Origin of the sequence: uncultured Erythrobacter sp. (assembly GCF_947499705.1) — a bacterium.
Lineage (GTDB): Bacteria > Pseudomonadota > Alphaproteobacteria > Sphingomonadales > Sphingomonadaceae > Erythrobacter.
In genome coordinates, this window is the sequence record NZ_CANMPJ010000002.1 from 895118 (window position 1) to 914619 (window position 19502).

The following is a 19502-nucleotide window of genomic DNA, read 5'->3' on the forward strand; positions in this document are numbered from 1 at the left end:
CGGGGCGCACCTTTCCCACGAGTCTTGCACTGCCTGCGCGTTTCACAGTTGCGCTGACAGTGACAAACTGCCACCCACCATGCCCGCGCGCCCTTCGCGGTGAGCACATGGGACATTTCTGTAGGGAAATTCGGGGGCAACGGCACCGCCGTGAACGAGAATATGACGTCCGTCCTGTTCAGCTTGGCAGGCATCGCAGCAATTCTACTCATCGCTTTCACGCTGTCTTCGGGCAAGCGGCGCATCAATCCGCGCGTGGTTGGATCGGCTTTTGCGTTACAGGCGGTGATGGCGCTGCTTGTGCTGCGCACCGATTTCGGAGTCAAAGTGATCGATTGGCTGTCGAACGGCGTGATCGCGCTGCTCGACTTTTCCAAAGTCGGAATCACCAGTGTGTTTGGCCCGATGGAGAGCAATCCCTTTGCCAACACATTTGTGATCGCGGCTCTGCCCGTGATTGTGTTCTTCGCGGCGATCGTATCGATCCTCTACCACCTCGGCATCATGCAGAAGCTTGTGCGCTGGGTGGGCGGGGCAATCGGCTGGATCACCGGGATCAGCAAGGTTGAGGCGCTCGGCAGCGCCGCGAATATCTTTGTCGGCCAATCCGAAAGCCCGCTGGTCGTTCGGCCTTACCTCGCGGCATTGCCGCCTGCGCGGCTGTTTACACTGATGAGCGTGGGGATGGCAGGCGTCGCGGGCACGATTCTGGCGGCCTATGCCAGCTTTATCGGGGCGGAGGCCGTGCCGTTCCTACTCGCCGCAGCCTTTATGTCCGCGCCGGGCGGTATCCTGATGGCGAAGATCATCATGCCGGATGATGGGGAAGAAGAGCCGGAAGGCCCCAGTGTCGCGACGATGGCAGGCGCGCGGATGAAGAAGTCCACGACCCTTTCTACTGACGCAACGCGGGTCACGATGGTCGCCGAAAACGGCGAAGAGGTCGAACTGCCCCAGTCGCGGATCAGCGCGGGCGGTCCGGCGGCGATTGTCGAAGGCGGCAAGCCAGGTGAAGTCGAAATGGCGGAGACCTTCGAAGAAGGCCAGCGCCCGGCAAACATTATCGAAGCCGCAGCCCAAGGCACGCAAACCGGTGTAAAGTTGGCGGTCGCGGTCGGCGCGATGGTGATGGTGTTTGTCGCCTTGGTTGCGCTCGCCAATGGCATGCTCGGGGGTGTCGGTTCGGGCATCGTTTCCCTTGCAGCAGGTGCCGGTGTGCCGTTTTCGCCAGAGACCGCTACTTGGCTCAGCACGATCAGTTTCCAGAAACTGCTCGGCTATGTCTTCGCACCGGTCATGTTCCTGATCGGCATTTCGGATTGGGAGCAGGCGCAGATTGCAGGCGGGCTGTTCGGCACCAAGATCGTGCTCAACGAGTTTGTGGCATTCATCGATCTCGGCGCGATGACCGCTGGCGAGTTGACCGATCGCAGCCGCGCCATCGTGACCTTTGCGCTGTGCGGTTTTGCTAACTTCTCGTCGATCGCGATCCAGATGGCGGTGACAGGCGGTCTTGCCCCTAATCAACGTCCGGTGATCGCACGTCTCGGGTTGAAGGCGCTTGCCGCGGGCAGCCTCGCTAACCTGATGAGCGCCGCCCTCGCGAGCCTGTTTCTGCCGCTTTGAATATTGTCGCGGGCGGGCGGCGTGCCTAATACGGTCCTATGACCGATACCAAAGCCAAGATCGCCAGCGTCTCGCTGAACCAACCGCTCGAAGATATCGCGGACGAGTTGGGGCGGAGTTTCTCCGAATACGGTTTCGCCGTGGTGCGCGACCATGGCATTCCGCAAGTGCTTATCGACCGCGCCGAGGCAAAGTCGAAGGAATTCTTTGCGCTGCCCGATCCGGTGAAGCGCGAATACAAGATCGAAGGCGGCGGCGGCGCGCGTGGATACACTCCGTTCGGTACGGAGAAAGCGAAAGACGCGAGCGTCTTCGATCTCAAGGAATTCTGGCATGTCGGCCGCTCGCTCGAGCCGGGACACTCGCTCGCTGAGTTCATGGCGCCCAATGTCTGGCCTGACGAGGTGGATGGATTTCGCGATACGTTCAGCGAATTGTTCTCTGCATTCGAAACTGCTGGGTCGCGTGCGCTGGAAGCGATTGCCTTACATCTCGGACTGGAACGCAAGTTTTTCGATCCGACAGTTGAAGACGGCAATTCGGTGATGCGCCTGCTCCACTATCCGCCACTTGGGCCAGATGCCCCCGAAGGCGCGATCCGCGCGGCAGCGCACGGCGACATCAACACGATCACGCTGCTGCTCGGTGCCGAAGAGGCTGGTCTGGAGCTGCTGACAAAGGCAGGCGAGTGGCAGGCGGTCGACGTTCCCGAGGGCGGTCTGGTCATCAATGTAGGTGACATGCTGGAACGGCTGACCAATGGACGGCTGCGCTCGACCACGCACCGGGTCGTCAATCCGCGCGGACCGGCTGCGCAAAGATCCCGCTATTCGATGCCGTTTTTCCTCCATTTCCGACCGGATTACCTGATCGAGCCGCTCGAAAGCTGTGTGTCCGAAGCCGATGCCGATTCGGTCCAACCGCCGATTACGGCTCACGATTTCCTGCAGCAGCGGCTGCGCGAGATCAATTTGGCGTAATCATCGGTCGTTTCGGCGAACGATCCGAAAATACAGGAATCTCGTTGCGTGCGTGCAACACACGCCGCCAAACGCACGGGAATCCGGGGCTTGAGCGGCTCCGATTTGCTGCAATCGCGAAGAGCGCCTGTGAGCTCTCCACAGGATTCATCAAACTGTCACAAAACAGTCGCTTTTCGGACGCCGAACGCACCTAAGGGGGTGCCGCATCACAGATTTCCACCGTGTCCAGGGGCCTAACCATGAAATTGAAATATCTCCTGGCAGCGAGCGTCGTCAGCCTCTCTGCCGCAGCAACTATCGCAACTCCAGCCGCCGCCCAGCAAATCACCTCGGGTGTTGAAGGCCAGGTAACCGACGCGGAGGGCAACAGCCTTCCCGGCGCAGTCGTAACCGTCACCGACGAACGCACGGGCAGCACCCGCACTTCGACGGCAGGCAGCAACGGCAACTTCCGTATCCAGTCGCTGCAGCCGGGCGGTCCCTACACCGTAACCGTCACAGCATCTGGCTTTGAAGGTCAGACGGTTGAAAACGTCTTCACCAACATTTCAGGCAATACCGGTTTCGACTTCGCGCTAACCGCGACTGCTGCTGGCGCGGCCGATAACGTGATCGTCGTTACCGGCGCCCGCGCTTCGGTTACTCAGGTAGCTGTTGGTCCGGGTACGGCATTCGGCACCGAGACACTTGAAGCGTTCCCGTCGATCACGCGCGACGTTCGCGACATCATCCGGATCGATCCACGCGTCAGTCTCGAAGGCAACAACGACGTCGATCGTATCTCCTGCCTCGGCGGCAACGACCGTTCGAACACCTTCACGGTTGACGGCATTGTTCAGGCCGACGTGTTCGGTCTGAACGGTACGCCTTTCGCCGCGCGTAACTCACTGCCGCTGCCGTTCGACGTCGTGGATCAGGTTTCGGTCGAGTTCGCACCGTTCGACGTTGAGTATTCGGAATTCACGGGCTGTCTCGTCAACGTCGTGACCAAGGCCGGTGGCAACAAGTTCAGCGGCTCCGCCTTCATCACCTATTTCGACGAAGGTCTTTTCGCCGACAACATCGACGGCCGCAATCTCAACGCCGGTTCGGAAACCCGCTGGGGTGCCACACTGTCCGGTCCGATCATTCCTGATCGTCTGTTTTTCTCGGTAGGCTACGAAGAAACCGATCTGGGTGACGGCAACAACTTCGGCCCTGCAGGATCAGGCTTCACCAACGAAGCCGAGTTCGTTTCGCAGGCCCAGTTCGATCGCTTCGCTGAAATCGCGAATCGCGTTTACGGCCAGGATATTGGCGGCTTCCCGAACCAGCTCGCTGAAAGCGCCGTGCGCTACTTCGGTCGTCTCGATGCTCAGATCACCGACGATCACCGCCTTGAAGCAACCTATCAGCGTCTTGAAGAAACCAACATCGAATCCGATTTCGGTGGCCAGAACCTGACGGGCTTCAACTCGTTCGAGGACGAAGGCACGATCTCGGATTACTATTCGGTCCGTCTTTATTCCGAGTGGAGCGACACGATATCGACGGAGCTGCGCGTTAGCCGCGCCGAAGTCGGCGACGTGCAGGGCCCGGTTGGCTTCGGCGAAGCACAGTCGGACAATCCGACTGTCCGCCTCGCTGTTGGCGTTGCGCCGGACGGCACCTCGACCGAGAACGGCTTGCTTTCAACTGGTCCGGGAATCTTCCGTTCGGCTAACCAGCTCGACACGAAAATCGACCAGGCTCGTTTCCAGATGAATGTGGATGCTGGCAACGGTCACTTCCTCAAGTTCGGTGCTGAGATCAACGACCTTGAAGTGTTCAACCTGTTCGCGATCAACGCAACTGGCACGATCTTCTTCGATGGCCTCGACGATTTCGAGCAGGGCCTTGTTGCTGACGGCTTCTTCTCAAGCGTCTTCGGCGATGTCGACGATCTGGTGGGCGGTGGCGCGCTTGGCGGTGCGACCATCGCATCGGCTCAAGGCGGCGACATCAACAACGCCGCAGCGTTGTTCAGCCGCCGGATTTATTCGGTTTACGCGCAGGACGAATGGCAGGCGACCGACCAGTTGTCGGTCAATGCCGGTATTCGCGTGCAGCTCTATGATGGCGACGCACCGCAGGCCAACCCGCTGTTCCTAGAGCGTTATGGCTTCACCAATGCCAACTCGTTCGGTCGTCTCGACACGGTCCTTCTCCCGCGTATTTCGGCGAGCTACGAGTTTGAAAATGAAGGCTTCTTCTCGAATAGCCGTCTGACTGGTGGTGTCGGCGTCTTCTCTGGCGGCGATCCGGTGGTATATTACTCGAACGCGTTCTCGAACAACGGCTTCTCGAGCGCAAATGGGGACACCTTCGATTGTAACGCAGCCGAACTGCCGATCGACCCGGCAACCGGCCAGATCGACGTGGTCACTGGCGGTACCTTCACTGGTATTCCAGCATGTGCGATCAACGCAGGTGTTGCGACTGCCGAACAAGGCGGCGCGGACGTTCAATCGACTGCTCCAGATTTTGACGTGCCGACTGTGGTGCGTGCCAACCTCGGTTTCTCGACCGAATTCGGTACCGAAACCGGCTTCTTCAGCAACTGGCGTCTGAACCTCGATTACATCTATTCGCGGTTCAACGATGCGCTGAACTTCGTTGATCTGTCGCAGGCACCCGATATCCGGACTAATGGCGGCTTCACCGTCGATGGCCGTCCAATCTATGCCGCAGTCGATGCGACCCAGGCAGGCTGTAACGCCGTCCTAGAGAACAACGGCGGCACGCCTCCGGTTTACACTGGACTGACAGCAGATTGCTTCGGCACTCGCCGGGACGACAACATCCAGCTGACCAATGGTCGCAGCTCGGACAGCCACAGCTTCTCGGTCATCCTTGCAAAGACGTTTGATGGAGGTCTTCTGACCGAAGGTGGCAGCACTCGCCTGAACTTCGGTTACGCCTTCACCGACTCGAACAACGCACGTAACAACCAGTCTTCGACGGCAACTTCGTCGTTCGATGCTACCGCAGCGTTCGACCGGCAAGACCCGGCAGTGTCGACGGCAACGACCGAAACCCGTCACAACTTCACTGCAACCATGGCCTTCACCGAAGAGTTTATCGAAGGCTATGACACCAGCCTCGGTATTTTCTTCCGGGCTCGTGAAGGTCGGCCTTACAGCTTGACCTTTGATGGTGGCGGCGTGTTCGCTGACAGCGCTTCGGGCAACGACAACGCGCTGCTCTATGTCCCGACCGGTGTGACCGATCCGAACGTATCGCCTCTGTCCGATCCAGCTGCCGTGCAGCAAGTGGTCGACTACGTAGCGGCCTCAGGCTGCGGCTTCACATCGGGTGCTTCGATTGCACGTAACACCTGCCGCAATGACTGGCATGTCGATCTCGACCTGCGCATCAGTCAGGAAATTCCGTTCATTGGTAGCCTGACCGGCATTGCCGAAGACCGGATCGAAGTCTTCGCCGACTTCGCCAACTTCCTGAACCTGCTGGACAGCGGCGCGAACATTCTGCGCTCGCGTGGTGGCTTCAACGGTTTGGTCGACGTTGCTGACGGCGGCGTTGATGATCAGGGCCGCTACATCATCTCCGGCTTCAATCCAGACGATGACAACGACATCGCGATCAATGCTTCGGCATGGCGGATCCAGATCGGTGCGCGCTACGAATTCTAATTCGTAGAACCGACTACCGAACACGAGCGGCGGGGCCTTCGGGTCTCGCCGTTTGTTTTTGGGGCGGGTGATCGTCGCTTCAGACTGATGCCGGGAGGCTACTCGCCAGTAGTGCCCAGCGGTTCCCAGTTCTCTTCGGCGTCGCCAGCGAGTTCGAGCAGCTCCCTAGCAAGCGCTTCTTGCACATCCTGGCTTAGTTCCATTCGCAGCGCGCGTTCGAAGGCTGCGGCCTGATCGCCCAATTCCGGTTCGCCGAACATGGCTGCCGTCCCGGCGATCTTGTGGACCAGTTTGGCCAGCTCGGCGCGCTGCGAGACGTTCACCTCGTCCACGCCCAGCACTTCGTACTCAAGAGCGGTGCGGACGGCCTCGATCGCTTCGCGCCGCCTTTCATGCCAGCGGCTGACAAGCGATGGGGACTGGACCAATCCCTGCTGGTGGCGTGTAGATAGCTCCTCGGTGGCGACGTCGCAGGCTTCCGCTGCCAGACTTTCTGAGGCTTCCTCGACGCCGGTTTCGCTTACAATGCGGATTGGGAGCCACCGTTGCAGCACCCGCGCCAATGCGGCGAAATCGAGCGGCTTGGCGAGATGCGCCTGCATGCCTGCGTCGCGAGCGGCTGCAATATCCTCGGGAAAGGCGTTCGCGGTCAGCGCAACGATAGGGAGCGTACCTGCGCGGATACCCTCGCCACGGATTGCACGGGTCGCGGCATAACCGTCGCAGCCCGGCATCTGGATATCCATAAGCACCAGATCGTAAGGCGTTCCGCGCATGACACTGTCGATCACCAGCGAAATCGCCTCGTTGCCGTCATGCGCGATCTCAACCGATTGCCCGCACCGTTCGAGCATCTCGACAACGAGTTCACGATTGACGTCGTGATCCTCTGCCAAGAGTATCCGCGCCGATTGCGGAAGGATGTCGGTCTCCTCCAAGTACGGAGAGACTTCGGCATCAGGAGCCGGAGCGCAATTCGGCAGCGCGCGCGTTGCAGGGAGCGTCAGGGTGAAGCACGACCCGACGCCGGGTTCGCTTTCCACATCGATGAATCCGCCCAGCAGCTCGGCCAATTGCCGGCTGATTGAAAGCCCCAGCCCGGTGCCGCCGAACCTTCGCGATGTGTCGCTTTCTGCCTGTGTGAAGGGCTTGAAAATTGTCTCCAGCCGCGACGCGCTGATCCCGATGCCGGTATCGGCGATGCGCACGCAGAACTGGTCATCGTCGATCGTGTAGCTGACATGCACATGGCCATGCTCGGTAAACTTGACCGCGTTGCCGATCAGGTTGAGCACGATCTGGCGCAGCCGCAATCCGTCGGTCATCACCCATGCGTGGTTTTCGGCGCCATCGCGACCCTTGTGACGGTCGCGCTCCACATGCAGTTCCAGCCCTTTCTTTTCTGCTGTTGGTCGGTGCAGTGCTGCGCAATCCTCGATCGTTGCATCAAGATCAGCCGGTGCCTGATCGATCGAGATTTGCCCCGCTTCGATCTTGGACAGATCGAGGATGTCGTTGAGCAACAGCATCATCGAGCGACCGGATTCGACGATCATTTGCGTATGGCGGCGTTGTTCTTCATCGAGCTCGCCCTGCAGCATGAGCTCCGAGAAGCCCAGAACACCGTTCATGGGCGTGCGGATTTCGTGGCTCATATTGGCGAGGAATTCTGACTTTGCGCGCGCCGCGTTCTCGGCATGCCGCCGCGCGCGAGTCAGCAGCAATTCCAGCTCGACCCGCTCGGTCACATCGCGGGCCGATACCACGATACCTTCGCGCCGCCCGGTTTCAGGGTTGAAAGCGACTCCGCACTCAGCCTCGAGGAAGACCGGAGTGCCGTCTGCGCTGTCGTGAACCCTGCGATAGGTGAAGCGCTCCTTATCAGACTCGCCCGAAACCAGCCGTTCTTGGGCAAGGATGATCCGTTCTCGCGCGTCCTCATGCATGCGGTCCGATGGACGTTGACCCAGAAACGTCTCAACCGACTCTGCCAACACGGTTTCCACTGAAGGGGAGGCATAGGTGCAAACACCATTGAGGTCGAAACACATCAACGCGTCGGTGGCATTCTCCGCAAGAAGCGCGAGTTCCCGCTTGCTCGCTTCCATTTCTGTCATGATCCGATCGCGCCCGGCCAGGATGGCAGCGACGGGCAGACCGGTCAGAAAATTTGCCGCGACGAATGCCTGGATCAGATGCAAACGGGTAATCGCAGAAGCGCTCGCTTCAAAAATCGGCCCCAATCCTGCCCATGTCATCAGTGAAGCGACCGCCGCGAGCAGTGCGACGAACAGAGCGGTACCAAGGCTGCCCAGCCTGAACGCGTGGAGCAGCGTGATCGGCGGTATCAGGAACAGCAGCGGAAATGCGTTCTGGCGGAAAACCAGAATGGCGCAGGTCACGCCAAACACAAGCAGCATGGCCTGCTCTACCAACTGGGTTTTGCTGCTGCGGGCACGTTGCCGAAGAGCGTCGAAGATCAGCAGGGTGGTTGGTACGATCAGCACCATTCCCATACTGTCGGTCAGAAACCAGCCGGTTGCCCCGACCCAGACGGTTGTATCGTCGGGCCCCATCGCAATCGCCGCAAATGACGCGGCAAGGCAGGGACCAACCAACCCGCCTGCCCAAACAAACCGGGCAAGATGCTCCAGTTTGGTCATATCCGGCCGATGTCCGCAGAACCGGCGTGTCAGGAAGGTCACGGTTACAATGTTGAGAATGTTGGCGACCGAAAAAACCAGGGCCACTTGCAGCGGCGTGCCCACAGCCATATTGGCCACTGTGCCGGCGACCAAGATCGCGCCATAGAACGGCAATTCATTGCTCAGCCGGGCTCGCAGCAGGAATGCGACCGCACAAGCGCTAGGCAGCCAGACGCTTGCGAGGATTGAATCGAAGCGGGAAAGCGAAAGGCTCGCGACCGCGAGTAGCCAGAAACCAAGCGCTCCCAGCGCCGCCGCAATCAGGCTACGCGTGTCGAGCCGCCCAGCTGTCACCAAGCTGAATCCGTCGAAATCCGAATTGTCTAATGTGCGCTCGATTGTGCGCTCCATCGAAAAATGCTCCAACAGTTCGTATAGAGAGATCGGCGCGATTTCGGGCGCAACTGGGACCAAATCGGTCCGAATCCGATCAAATGGAGCGGAGCTGACAGTGAAGACGAAGGGCTACACGTCCAGATTGCGAAGACGCCCGAGCTGGCCTTTGCTGGCGGCGATCGTGCTGTTTCACATCGCGGTGTTCTATGGGTTGGCCCGCGCGTTTGCGCCGGATTTCACGTCAACTGTCGAGCGGGAAGTGGTGTCCGCCTTTACTGTCACGATCACCGCGCCGCCCGATCCACCTCCGCCCGAAAACGAACCCGAACCGGATGAGGGCGCGCAGGGCGCACCGGGTGAAGAAGCGGTGCCGCAGCCGGTCACTGCGCCGTCACCGCGTATCGAGCGCAAGCCCGAACCGCGACCACGCGCCTCTTCGACGGGAACAGCCAACCGGTCGGGTGCGCGTGAAGCGGGCGACGGGACCGGTGCGGCGGGAAGCGGCGATGGCACTGGCAGCGGGAATCGCGGCGGCGGGCAGGGCGGTGTTGCCGTGACCAAGCCGAGCGTGCGTTCGGGCAGTCTGAACACCGCATCCGACTTCCCGGTTCCTCCCGGTGGGCGCGAGACGCGGTTCGGCAAATCGGTGACGGTGGCCTTCACGGTGACAACCGATGGCAGGGCGCGAAATTGTTCGGTCGCCAGATCGAGCGTCGATGCTGAAACCACAGCATTGGTGTGCGGGCTGGTCGCAGAGAAGATCCGCTTCAACCCGGCCACAGACCGAAGCGGCAATCCCGTCGAAGCGCGTTACGGCTATCGCGTCGATTTCCGGCAGCGGTGATGTGCAGACCTGCTGCGTCGGCACTGGCAAAGCCATCCCGCGCTGCTAAAGGCGTTGGGCATGAATGATCCCCGCCCCATACATCCGGTTGTCCTGTGCGGAGGCAGCGGCACCCGCCTCTGGCCGGTCAGTCGCAAGACCAGGCCGAAGCCGTTCCTGCCCCTGATCGGGGATACGACTTTGTTCGAACAAGCGGTTGGACGAGTGGCGGGCGATGCCCGTTTTGGTGCGCCGATAGTGGTAGCTGGGGCTCAGCATACCGACCTGATCGAGGCGCAGATTGGACCGGCGCGCGAACACCGTTTGATCGTCGAGCCGATGGGCCGAAATACCGCTCCGGCCATCGCGCTGGCGGCGGCGCTGCTGCCGCCGGACGACATCATGCTAGTCTGCCCGAGCGATCATCATATCGCCGATGAAGCGGAATTCCGAGCGGCCGCCGTCGCAGCAGCAGCGCTGGCGCAGGACAACTGGATGGTCTCATTCGGCATCGCAGCTACGCATCCGGAAACCGGCTATGGCTACCTTCATCGTGGTGAGGAACTGCCCGGTGGTTTCCAGATCGCGCGCTTCGTTGAAAAGCCCGATCTTGAGCGCGCGAAGGCCTATCTCGCCAGCGGTGAATACAGTTGGAATGGCGGCATTTTTGCTTTCCGGGCAGGTGCGCTGCTCGATGAATTGAAAGCGCATCGTCCCGAAATGGCAGAGCTGGTCGCGAAGGCTGTCGCAGAAGGAAGCGACGACGGTTCGCGCTTCTACCCAGCTTCAGAGCCCTTTGCGGCAATCGATGGGGACTCGATCGACTACGCAGTCATGGAGAACACCGGGCGCGCTGCGATGGTCCCGGCTGACATGGGCTGGTCCGATATTGGCAATTGGGCCGCTTTGCAGGACGCGATGGAGCAAGATGCAGATGGCAATTCCGTGCGCGGGACGGCCGATCTGGTCGATTGCCGCAATGTGATGGCATCCAGCGATGGCCCGCGCGTCTCGGCCGTCGGGCTGGAAGATGTCTGCATCGTCGTGTCGGGCGACGAAGTGCTGGTGACCACCCGCGACGGCGCGCAGATAGTTGGTAAGCTACCAGGAGCGGTCAATCAATGAATGCCGTTCGCCAGCTGCCAACCAAGCTGGTTGAGAAGGTCTGGGGCCGCGATACGCTGCCTGAGCCGTTCACCGCGCCGGAGGGCAAGCGGATTGGCGAGTTGTGGTTCGAGCCACCGCCGGAGCATTCCGACCTGTTGGTCAAGTACCTGTTCACCAGCGAGAAGCTGTCGGTGCAGGTTCACCCTTCCAGTGCGAATGCGCGTCCCGGAGAGGACGGCAAAGAAGAGTGCTGGCTGGTGCTCGATGCCGAACCGGGTGCGCAGCTGGCGATTGGTTTCAATGAAGAGGTCGACGCCGCGACAATCGAAGCGGCTGCACGCGACGGCTCGATCGAACAATTGCTGACGTGGCACGATGTTGCTGCGGGCGACATCTATTACCTCCCCGCAGGCACCGTGCACGCGATCGGGCCGGGCCTGTCATTGGTCGAAGTGCAGCAGAACAGCGACACGACTTTCCGGCTGTACGATTATGGGCGCCCGCGCGAATTGCATCTCGAACGCGGGGTGGAGGTCGTGCAGGGTGTGCCCTACGCCTCCGAGCATCGCAGCACTGTTACCGAGCGCGGCCAGACTTTGATTGACGGCTCGCATTTCCGGCTGGACCGGATCGAAGGCGCTCCTGATGCGGCAATCGCCGCAGCCTATCCGGGTGGATTGCTGGCCCTTCCGCTCGCAGGCGAAGTGCACGCCAAAGATGGATCGGCAAGGGCTGCAGCAGGCGAGTGCCTCTATGCAGCCGCGCTCAATGCGCTCGATTTTGGGGCCGCTGAAGTCACCCTGCTGACCCGGTCCAACTGAAGCGAGCGTTGCGGCGCTTCAACCGGCCAGCAATTCTTCGATTTCACTGCGACCGTAGGGTTTTCGCAGCAGGCTCTGCGCGCCCAGTTCCTCGACCTGATTGCCCAGTTCCGCATATCCGGTAGCCAGGACAAACGGGACACCATGATCGCGGAGCCTCTTGGCAACGGGTTCGCTGGATTCATCGCCGAGATTGAAGTCGATAATAGCGAAGTCAGGGACCCGCTTTTCAATCGCGTCGAGCGCCGATGCCACGCTGCTCGCAACTGTGACGGCTGGAACACCCAGCCGCTTCAGGTTCTCTTCTGTGTCGAGCGCGATGATCATGCTGTCTTCGACGACCAGCACATGCGGCGGGATGTAGTGCGATTCTTTCGCGGCATCTGCACCACCCTTCTCGGAATCCGCTCTCGAGCCGAACTTCTTCAGGTCATCGTTCGATGCGACGGGCACGATATAGCGATCCGGGACAACAAAATCGGCCTCAAGCCCGGTCAGCTTGAACCGCAGGTCTGCCTCGCCTTTCAATTCGTAGGGGATCGAGCGTTCGATTATTGTCGATCCAAACCCGCGCCGCTGCGGCGGCTTTACCGGTGGACCTCCGCGCTCGCGCCATTTGATCTGCAAGTCGCCGTCACGATTGCGCTCAAGTTCGACCGAAAGCGATCCGTGGCGATCGCACAGACTGCCATATTTGGCCGAATTGGTGACAAGCTCGTGCACCACCAGCGCCAGAACGGTGTAGGCTTCGGGTTTGACGAGGACCTCTTCGCCATCGAGCTCAAAGCGGTCCTTCTTCTCGCTGATATAGGCCGCCAGCTCAGTTTCGAACAAGGAACTGAGCGGCGCCGGTGCCCAGTTCTCGCGCGTGATATTGTCATGCGCCGAAGCGAGAGCCGCGATCCGCCCGCCGATGATCGAGGCGAAGCCCTCTACATTCACCGCACCGTGCTGCGATTGCGCCACAAGGCTGCGGATGAGGTTAAGGATGTTGCGAACTCGGTGGTTGAGCTCAGCGATCAGCAGTTCCTGCTGTTCCTGCGCCCGCCGTCGTTCGCGCGCGACCTCGTCGGTCATGCGCAGCACCACTTCTAGCAGGGTTACACGCAACCCTTCGGCGATCAGCAGCTCATCTTCGGTCCATTCCTTGCTTCGATTCTGAACGGTTTCCTGCCACGCGGCGAAGCTGCCACGCGGTTGAAGCCGTTCGCCCGGCGCTGCCACGGCCTTGGTCGGGTCTCCGGCCCATGTCACAATCTGCGCAACCGGCTTGCGCCACAGGACCAGATAATCGCGTGGTGACCGGGAAATGGGAATGATCAGCGCGCCCGGTGCAGTCGTGGCGAACACTGCGGCTTCCGGGAGTTGATCCTGCAACGAGTCGCTGGCGATGATGTTGCTGATCGGTGCGCCGCCCAATGTCGGCAGCAACTCCAGAAACTGCTCTTTTGTCGGTCCATCCCCGCGCGAGCGATAGTCGCCGTTGATAAAGGCTCCTGCGCCGTCGTGCGGGATCACGTCCTGCAGCAGATCGTCGAGCATCGGGAGACCGTCTACCAGCGAAGTGCCACCGGCGAGGCGCTGCATCAATTGGTCGTGCAGGTGCCGTCCGCGGCTGCGGAGTTTTTCCGACCGGTCGATCAGCAAACGGTCCAGCATCATCGAGAACAACTGGCTGAACATCTCAGCCACAGTGCGCAGTGAGTATGGCGGAACCTTAGGCGAATAATGGTGACAGGAGATCATGCCCCACAGCCGGTCCTGACGCACGATTGCAATCGTCATCGACGCGTCGACGCCCATGTTTTTCATATATTGAACGTGCATTTCCGAATGCGCGCGCAGCACGCTCATCGACAGGTCGAGTGGCTCACCATCTAATGAGACCGCAGGTTCGATTGGAACAGATGCGGCCGACATGTCGCCGATGATACGGACCTTGTTCCGGCGGAACAGCTCGCGGGCTTGTTGCGGAATGTCGGCGCGTGGATACCGCAGGCCGAGATAGGGCTCGAGGTCTTTGCGGCGATCCTCGGCGACCACTTCGCCGCTGTCATCCGGATGGAACCGGTAGACCATCACCCGGTCATAGCCGAGCATTTGGCGCACTAGCGTTGCAGCTGTGTCGCAAAGCGGCTGGAGTTCGCGGATCGGCTCAAGTTTGGAAAGGACCGGACCAACCATGCTCAGATGATCGGCATATTCGTTTTCAGCATGTGGCTCGAATTCGATCACGATCGTGCCGCCTGTGGGGTGGATCGCGCAGTCGAACAGCTCGCCGCCGGTCGTCAGGCGAAGGCCGAATAGGCGCTCGACACCGTCATCCCGGTCGATCCTTTGCAGCGCCGTACGCAGATCGTCGATCGCGCGAGGCTGAAACAGATCGGTCAAGGCCGTTCCAGTGGGCGGATTGTTCTCTAGCCCGAGCATTTCCGCAACGTTCGCTGACCGATGTGCGATTGCCCAATCGCCATTGACGGCGATCAGCGCGCCAATCGGCTGCACGGCCGAGATCAGGTGAACCGCTTCGCGATCACATTCGCTCAGGTCGGGTTTACGCGATTGTACGTTCATCAGGCCAATTCCGGGGTATTCTTGTTTTCGGCTGTGCCCCGAGCAAAGCGCAGGAAGTGGTCGAAGACTGCGGTGGCTGCCTCGCTGGCTGCCTCGACTTCGGCGATATCGGCCGGGCGCTCGATCCGGCGGCGCAGGCTCTGCCAATAGCTCAACATCGCATCATCGCCGAGAAAGGCGTGCGGCCAGTCATCATGGCCAGCGCGGCGCAGTTCTTTCAGAATCGAGAGATTACCGAGCGAAGAGCCTGCGAGCACCCACGCGGCGCCGAGCGTATGGCTTTCGCTTTGCGCGATGTCGGGCAATTCGAAGGGGGTGGAGGAGGCGGGAAGGGGCCGGTCCAGCACAGCGAGATCGCGGGCAATCGCGGGACATTGCGGGGGTGGGGCGCTGTCGGTCGGGGCGTTGTCGGCAAGCCATTTTTCGACCGGAGCACGGGCGGCGTATTGCAGTGTCAGGAACTGCGCGTAATCGTCCAGCGAGGTCCAGCCGCTTGCCGCGCGCATTGAACTGTCGAGCAGGTCATGCGCGCTAGCCGTTGCCCCGCGAAGCGAGGTGCGCAAATTTTCAGTCTTGCCGGAATAGCCGATGGCCCGCACTCCTCATCAAGTGTAAGCCGTGTTATACACATCGACTGTCCAACTAAAATGACAGATGTGGACCGCTTATGCAAACCGCGTGGTTTACGGACAATTCGATATTGGCACGTAAGTTTGCTCCAGTTTGCAGGAATTTACACCCGTTCCAGCGAGGGGCCTGATGTTGCTTGGTATTAGCCTTTTTCTAGCAATTTCCCGCCATGGCGGCGTACCGCCCGCTCCAGCGTGCCACGCAGGAAGCCGAGGATCGCAGGCAAGTCCATATCGATGATGACTTGCTCGTCATACACTTCGATCCGGCCATCGATTCGCTGGCCTGCAGCGGTGATCAGCAGGTCCATCTGATCCTCATTGGGCCAATCGGTTTCGACTGTCGCCATTCCGGGCGGGAAGTAGCTGCCAATTTCGTGACCATGTGCGTGCATACGGCGGCGCACTTCTTCGCGTCCAAGCTTGTGAGGGAGGGTAACGCGCATCGGGCGGGCGCTCAGTCCTTGCGCCCGGACTGGTTCAGTTCTTCGAGCAGTTCGTCGCCGCCATAGCGGTATTCGAGATAGCGGTCCTTGATCGCCAGATCGTCCAATGCGCCTTCGGCCATGCGGCGGGTGACGCGGTCGATTTCGCCCGACAGCTTGCCGAGGCTGTCGGTCAGGCGCTCATCGGCATTCTTGCCCGCATGCGCTTCCTTGCGAAGGTGCTCGGGGATCTTGCGGTAATTCTCGATCGTCTCAGGGATATATTCGCCGACTAGCTCGCGCACTTCGCGCACGCTCGGGTGGTTTGCGTCGACCGTTTCCAATTGCAGCCCGAGTGCATCAAGCTGCACGCCCAGATCGTCGACGATCTTTGCTGCGGGCGGCGGCAGGGCCGGGCGCTGCGCTTCGAGCCAGAGTTCGGTGCGGGCAACCATCTGCTGCGGCTTGCCTTGGGTAAGCTCGGCGCGCTTGGGCACCTTGACCTTGGGGAAGCTCGAAAACACCGCGATTGCGATTGCCGTGGCGACAACCACACCCATGACGCCCCAAAACCCGATCCCGCTGAACATTGCTCCGGCAATGCCAGCGCCCAGCCAAATCGCGAACACCGCTAGCACGACGTTGCGAACCTTCTTGAGCAGGTTTTTCGTCTTGATGCCGGCTGAACCCTGCCCGATGCTTTCACCTGGACGATGCCTACCGCCACTGCGCTGCACCTGCAGCGACTGGCCCGCCGCGCTCAGGATCTGATCGGATTGGTTGGTCGTGTCGGTCATCTGTTTTTGGCTCACCTATCCAGCGCCAAAAGCGATGGTTCGGAGGCGACTTTCGCTTGCGCCTGGGCCTGACCTTCCGCGCGGGCTATGTAGCCTTTCGACTTCTCGACTTCGCTGGAGAGCACTGTGACGGTTTGCTTCATGCTGTCGAGCGCGCGGACCTTGAACTCGTCCACCTCGTCCATCGTGTCATAGATGTTCTGGAATGCGCGTTGCAGCGTCTCCAGCGGGATCGTGGAGGCGGCCGCCTGTTCGTGGATCTGGCCGGTCTGCTCGCGCAGCAGCGTACTGGTCGAATCGATGATGTCGCTGGTGGTCTGATTGAGCGAAGTGATCTGCTGCAGCACCAACCGCTGATTGGTCATCGCCTGTGCCACCGTCACAGCGGTGCGCAGCGCGCCAACCGTGGTCGTGCTGGCGCGGTCGACCCCTTTTACCAGCTCGACATTGTTTTTCTTGACCAGATCGAGCGCGAGATAGCCCTGTACGCTGACTGCCATCTGGGTCAGCAAGTCCTGCGTGCGCTGGCGGACATAGAACAGCGCGCTCTCGCGCAGCGCCTTGGCTTTCTCAGGATCGGAGCTGTCGAGTTCGAGCGCCTTCTGCTCAAGCCGCTCGTCCAGCGTCTTGGCGATGTGGATCATCTGCTCCAGCTCGCCCATCGCCTCCCACAGCTTCTGCCGTTCGGTGTCGATCGCAGCGTTATCGAGGTGCAGCTCTTTCTTACCGGAATCGAGTCGTTCGAGGATCGCCTGAATGTGGCCCTGCGAGGAGGTGTAGCTGTCGAAGTAGTTCTTCAGCTTGTTGCCAAACGGGATGATACCGAACAGCTTGCGCGGGGTCAGCAGCTTGCTCTTGCGGCCCGGATCGAGGTCCTCGACCGTGCGGCGAAGCTCTGCGAGATCGGTGCCGACGCTGCTGTCGCTGTCCATGGCGCGGACCGGGCGATCAAGGAAGCGGTTCGACATCGCTGCAGCGGCGCGGATTTGCTCCTGACCCATGCGGGTAATCTGATCGACTTTCTCGCCAAAGGCGGGCGAATTGGCATCTTGCGCTACGAGCTCGTCAACAAAGCTATCGACCTTGGTATCGAGCTTGGTTTTCTCTTCGGTGGAGACAGGAACAAGACCAGCAGCCTTTTCCGGCGCAACAACCGGCACCGGATCGGGCGGTGTCAGCTCGAAATCGGTCGCGGTTTTGGTGGCGGTTGCGATTTTCGTTTCGGGCGTGGTTTCGGTGCTCATGCGGTTCGTCTGCTCCCTCATCCGCGCTCGACTGGCCTCGTGCCTCGCTTCGCGGTCCTGACTGGCTCTAACTGTATTAGTGATCTAAAACACGAGATTCAAGATTGCCCGTTTCACGCCCGGCAGTCCAATCATTTGCGTATGCGCTTTTTTTTGCCCGCGATTCCGCGTAGATCGCCGATGTGAGCGAACAGTCCGATACATCAGCGTCCAATGAGGGCGCGCCCAATAGCGATGGCATAGAGGCGTCAGCTGGGCAGGTTTTGCGGTCGCAATCTTCGTTCCGCCGAGTGTTGTTCAGTCTTCAGAGATGGTGGCGGCAAGACGTCGTCGGGACGGTCGATCAAGCTCAGGTGATCGAAAAACGCCGTGCCGAATGCGCGATGTCGGAACGCTATCTGTTCATGACCGCGATGAGCGGCGGCATTGCCGTGCTCGGCCTGCTGCTGTCTTCACCAGCGGTTGTGATCGGCGCAATGCTCCTGTCGCCGCTGATGGACCCGATCATGGGGCTCGGATTCGCGCTGGCGATTGGCGACTACCAATGGCTCAAGCAATCCGCCCGCAGTCTGGCCTGGGGTACGGTGATGGCGGTCGGGCTGACGGCGCTGCTTGTCTTCATGTCGCCGATCCAGACGATAACGCCAGAGATCGCGGCGCGGACTCAGCCCAACCTGTTCGACTTGTTTGTGGCCTTGTTCTCCGCGCTTGCCGGTGCCTACGCAATGATCAAGGGGCGCGAGGGCACAATTGTCGGCGTGGCGATTGCGACCGCCTTGATGCCGCCGCTCGCGGTTGTCGGCTTTGGTCTCGCGACGTGGAATTGGACGGTCTTTTCCGGCGCGCTGCTGCTGTATGTCACCAACCTCATCACCATCGCGCTGACCGCGTGGGCGATGGCGCGGCTATATGGCTTCAAGACCACGCTGAGCACGCGCCAGACGCAGGCGCAGAACTTTGCCGTGGTCGTAGTCTTTATCGGTCTCGCGGTGCCGTTGGCATTCTCGCTCCAGCAGATCGCTTTTCAGACTAACTCGCAGCGCGTGATCCGGGCCGAAATTGAGGAACCGTTTACCGACGGTTCGGAGATATCGCGGCTCGACGTGGATTTCCGGTCCGACCCGATCATCGTCTCGGCGTCGATTTACACGCCGACACCGCGCCCCGAAGTGGAGGCGGAAATCGAGCGGGCTTTGGAATCGCGACTGGGCCAGGACATCGAACTGACGCTGACGCAGTTCCAGGTCGGGACCAGCGCGAGCGCAGCGCAGCAGGCTCAGCTATCCGCCGCTCGTGCCAGTGAGGAAGCGGCCGAGAATGCGCGGGTCGAAGATCTGGCGCAACGTCTAGCGCTGGCCGCTGGCGTGCCCGAAGCCGACGTTGTTGTCGATCGGACGCGCCGCCGCGCAATGGTTCGAGCGCAGCGGCTCGAAGGGGCCAGTCTGGCGGCCTATCGCGGGCTTGAGCAAAGGATCGCAGCAACCGAGCCGGATTGGACCGTCGAACTGCTGCCGCCGGTGGGCGAACTGCCCCAAGCTATCCCGTTTCAGGAAGACGGCCCGACCATCGCGGGCGCCCGCGCGCTGAGCACTATCGAATGGGCATCGAAGCGTATCGACCTGCCAATCGTACTGATCGGCGATCCGGATGAATGCGCGCAGGCCGCCGAGATACTGGGAATGCGCGGAGTCAGTGTGACCGTTCAACCGGGTACCGGGACTATGCGCGCCGAATGGGCATCCCCAGCGGAATAATTCCGGC

The 19502-nt window shown here is 60.6% G+C and carries 13 protein-coding genes; 7 read left to right on the forward strand and 6 right to left on the reverse strand.

Annotated features, from left to right (window positions below; translation table 11 throughout):
* Positions 1 to 162 precede the first annotated feature (162 nt).
* The 3 genes from Q0837_RS17305 to Q0837_RS17315 all read left to right on the forward strand — a co-directional run bounded on the left by Q0837_RS17305 (position 163) and on the right by Q0837_RS17315 (position 6280).
* Positions 163 to 1626, forward strand: coding sequence for a nucleoside transporter C-terminal domain-containing protein (locus tag Q0837_RS17305; protein ID WP_298471841.1), 1464 nt, complete (start codon positions 163 to 165; stop codon positions 1624 to 1626).
* Between the two features lie 38 nt (positions 1627 to 1664).
* Positions 1665 to 2606, forward strand: coding sequence for a 2-oxoglutarate and iron-dependent oxygenase domain-containing protein (locus tag Q0837_RS17310; protein WP_298471628.1), 942 nt, complete (start codon positions 1665 to 1667; stop codon positions 2604 to 2606).
* Between the two features lie 242 nt (positions 2607 to 2848).
* Positions 2849 to 6280 (forward strand): TonB-dependent receptor, encoded by a 3432-nt coding sequence (locus tag Q0837_RS17315; RefSeq protein ID WP_298471631.1) that lies wholly within the window; start codon positions 2849 to 2851, stop codon positions 6278 to 6280.
* 98 nt (positions 6281 to 6378) lie between these two features.
* On the opposite strand, the gene Q0837_RS17320 is transcribed toward Q0837_RS17315, so the two are convergent.
* Positions 6379 to 9336: an ATP-binding protein gene (locus Q0837_RS17320; RefSeq protein WP_298471634.1), complete on the reverse strand. Its 2958-nt coding sequence runs from the start codon at positions 9334 to 9336 to the stop codon at positions 6379 to 6381.
* A 100-nt stretch (positions 9337 to 9436) separates the two neighbouring features.
* Here Q0837_RS17320 and Q0837_RS17325 point away from each other — a divergent pair, with 100 nt between their 5' ends.
* The 3 genes from Q0837_RS17325 to Q0837_RS17335 are packed head-to-tail and all read left to right on the forward strand — an operon-like array spanning position 9437 to position 12072.
* Positions 9437 to 10165, forward strand: coding sequence for an energy transducer TonB (locus Q0837_RS17325; RefSeq protein ID WP_298471637.1), 729 nt, complete (start codon positions 9437 to 9439; stop codon positions 10163 to 10165).
* Positions 10166 to 10225: 60 nt separating this feature from the next.
* The gene (locus Q0837_RS17330) at positions 10226 to 11269 is read left to right on the forward strand and encodes a mannose-1-phosphate guanylyltransferase (protein WP_298471640.1); all 1044 of its coding nucleotides are present in this window, start codon (positions 10226 to 10228) and stop codon (positions 11267 to 11269) included.
* Entirely contained in the window at positions 11266 to 12072 is an 807-nt protein-coding gene (locus Q0837_RS17335) for a class I mannose-6-phosphate isomerase (protein ID WP_298471644.1), read from the forward strand. The genes Q0837_RS17330 and Q0837_RS17335 overlap by 4 nt, the downstream gene beginning before the upstream one ends.
* A gap of 18 nt (positions 12073 to 12090) precedes the next feature.
* Here Q0837_RS17335 and Q0837_RS17340 read toward each other — a convergent pair whose 3' ends face one another.
* The 5 genes from Q0837_RS17340 to Q0837_RS17360 form a co-directional block, all read right to left on the reverse strand.
* Entirely contained in the window at positions 12091 to 14646 is a 2556-nt protein-coding gene (locus tag Q0837_RS17340) for an HWE histidine kinase domain-containing protein (protein ID WP_298471647.1), read from the reverse strand.
* A complete protein-coding gene (locus Q0837_RS17345; RefSeq protein ID WP_298471649.1) occupies positions 14646 to 15245 on the reverse strand; it encodes a biliverdin-producing heme oxygenase in 600 nt (199 codons plus the stop codon). The genes Q0837_RS17340 and Q0837_RS17345 overlap by 1 nt, the downstream gene beginning before the upstream one ends.
* 173 nt (positions 15246 to 15418) lie before the next feature.
* Positions 15419 to 15721: a polyhydroxyalkanoic acid system family protein gene (locus Q0837_RS17350; protein WP_298471651.1), complete on the reverse strand. Its 303-nt coding sequence runs from the start codon at positions 15719 to 15721 to the stop codon at positions 15419 to 15421.
* 11 nt (positions 15722 to 15732) lie between these two features.
* Positions 15733 to 16497: a hypothetical protein gene (locus tag Q0837_RS17355; protein WP_298471654.1), complete on the reverse strand. Its 765-nt coding sequence runs from the start codon at positions 16495 to 16497 to the stop codon at positions 15733 to 15735.
* An 11-nt stretch (positions 16498 to 16508) separates the two neighbouring features.
* Complete coding sequence (locus Q0837_RS17360; protein WP_298471656.1) at positions 16509 to 17741, reverse strand: toxic anion resistance protein; 1233 nt, start codon at positions 17739 to 17741, stop codon at positions 16509 to 16511.
* A 290-nt stretch (positions 17742 to 18031) separates the two neighbouring features.
* On the opposite strand from Q0837_RS17360, the gene Q0837_RS17365 reads away from it, so the two are divergent.
* Positions 18032 to 19495 (forward strand): TIGR00341 family protein, encoded by a 1464-nt coding sequence (locus Q0837_RS17365; protein WP_298471659.1) that lies wholly within the window; start codon positions 18032 to 18034, stop codon positions 19493 to 19495.
* Positions 19496 to 19502 lie beyond the last annotated feature (7 nt).

Bases quoted from the DNA above. Each gene is read 5' to 3' on its own strand.
- Q0837_RS17315 (WP_298471631.1), top strand. From the start codon at position 2,849: ATGAAATTGAAATATCTCCTGGCAGCGAGCGTCGTCAGCCTCTCTGCC.
- Q0837_RS17360 (WP_298471656.1), bottom strand. From the start codon at position 17,741: ATGAGCACCGAAACCACGCCCGAAACGAAAATCGCAACCGCCACCAAA.
- Q0837_RS17350 (WP_298471651.1), bottom strand. From the start codon at position 15,721: ATGCGCGTTACCCTCCCTCACAAGCTTGGACGCGAAGAAGTGCGCCGC.
- Q0837_RS17355 (WP_298471654.1), bottom strand. From the start codon at position 16,497: ATGACCGACACGACCAACCAATCCGATCAGATCCTGAGCGCGGCGGGC.
- Q0837_RS17330 (WP_298471640.1), top strand. From the start codon at position 10,226: ATGAATGATCCCCGCCCCATACATCCGGTTGTCCTGTGCGGAGGCAGC.
- Q0837_RS17335 (WP_298471644.1), top strand. From the start codon at position 11,266: ATGAATGCCGTTCGCCAGCTGCCAACCAAGCTGGTTGAGAAGGTCTGG.
- Q0837_RS17320 (WP_298471634.1), bottom strand. From the start codon at position 9,336: ATGGAGCGCACAATCGAGCGCACATTAGACAATTCGGATTTCGACGGA.
- Q0837_RS17305 (WP_298471841.1), top strand. From the start codon at position 163: ATGACGTCCGTCCTGTTCAGCTTGGCAGGCATCGCAGCAATTCTACTC.
- Q0837_RS17340 (WP_298471647.1), bottom strand. From the start codon at position 14,646: ATGAACGTACAATCGCGTAAACCCGACCTGAGCGAATGTGATCGCGAA.
- Q0837_RS17310 (WP_298471628.1), top strand. From the start codon at position 1,665: ATGACCGATACCAAAGCCAAGATCGCCAGCGTCTCGCTGAACCAACCG.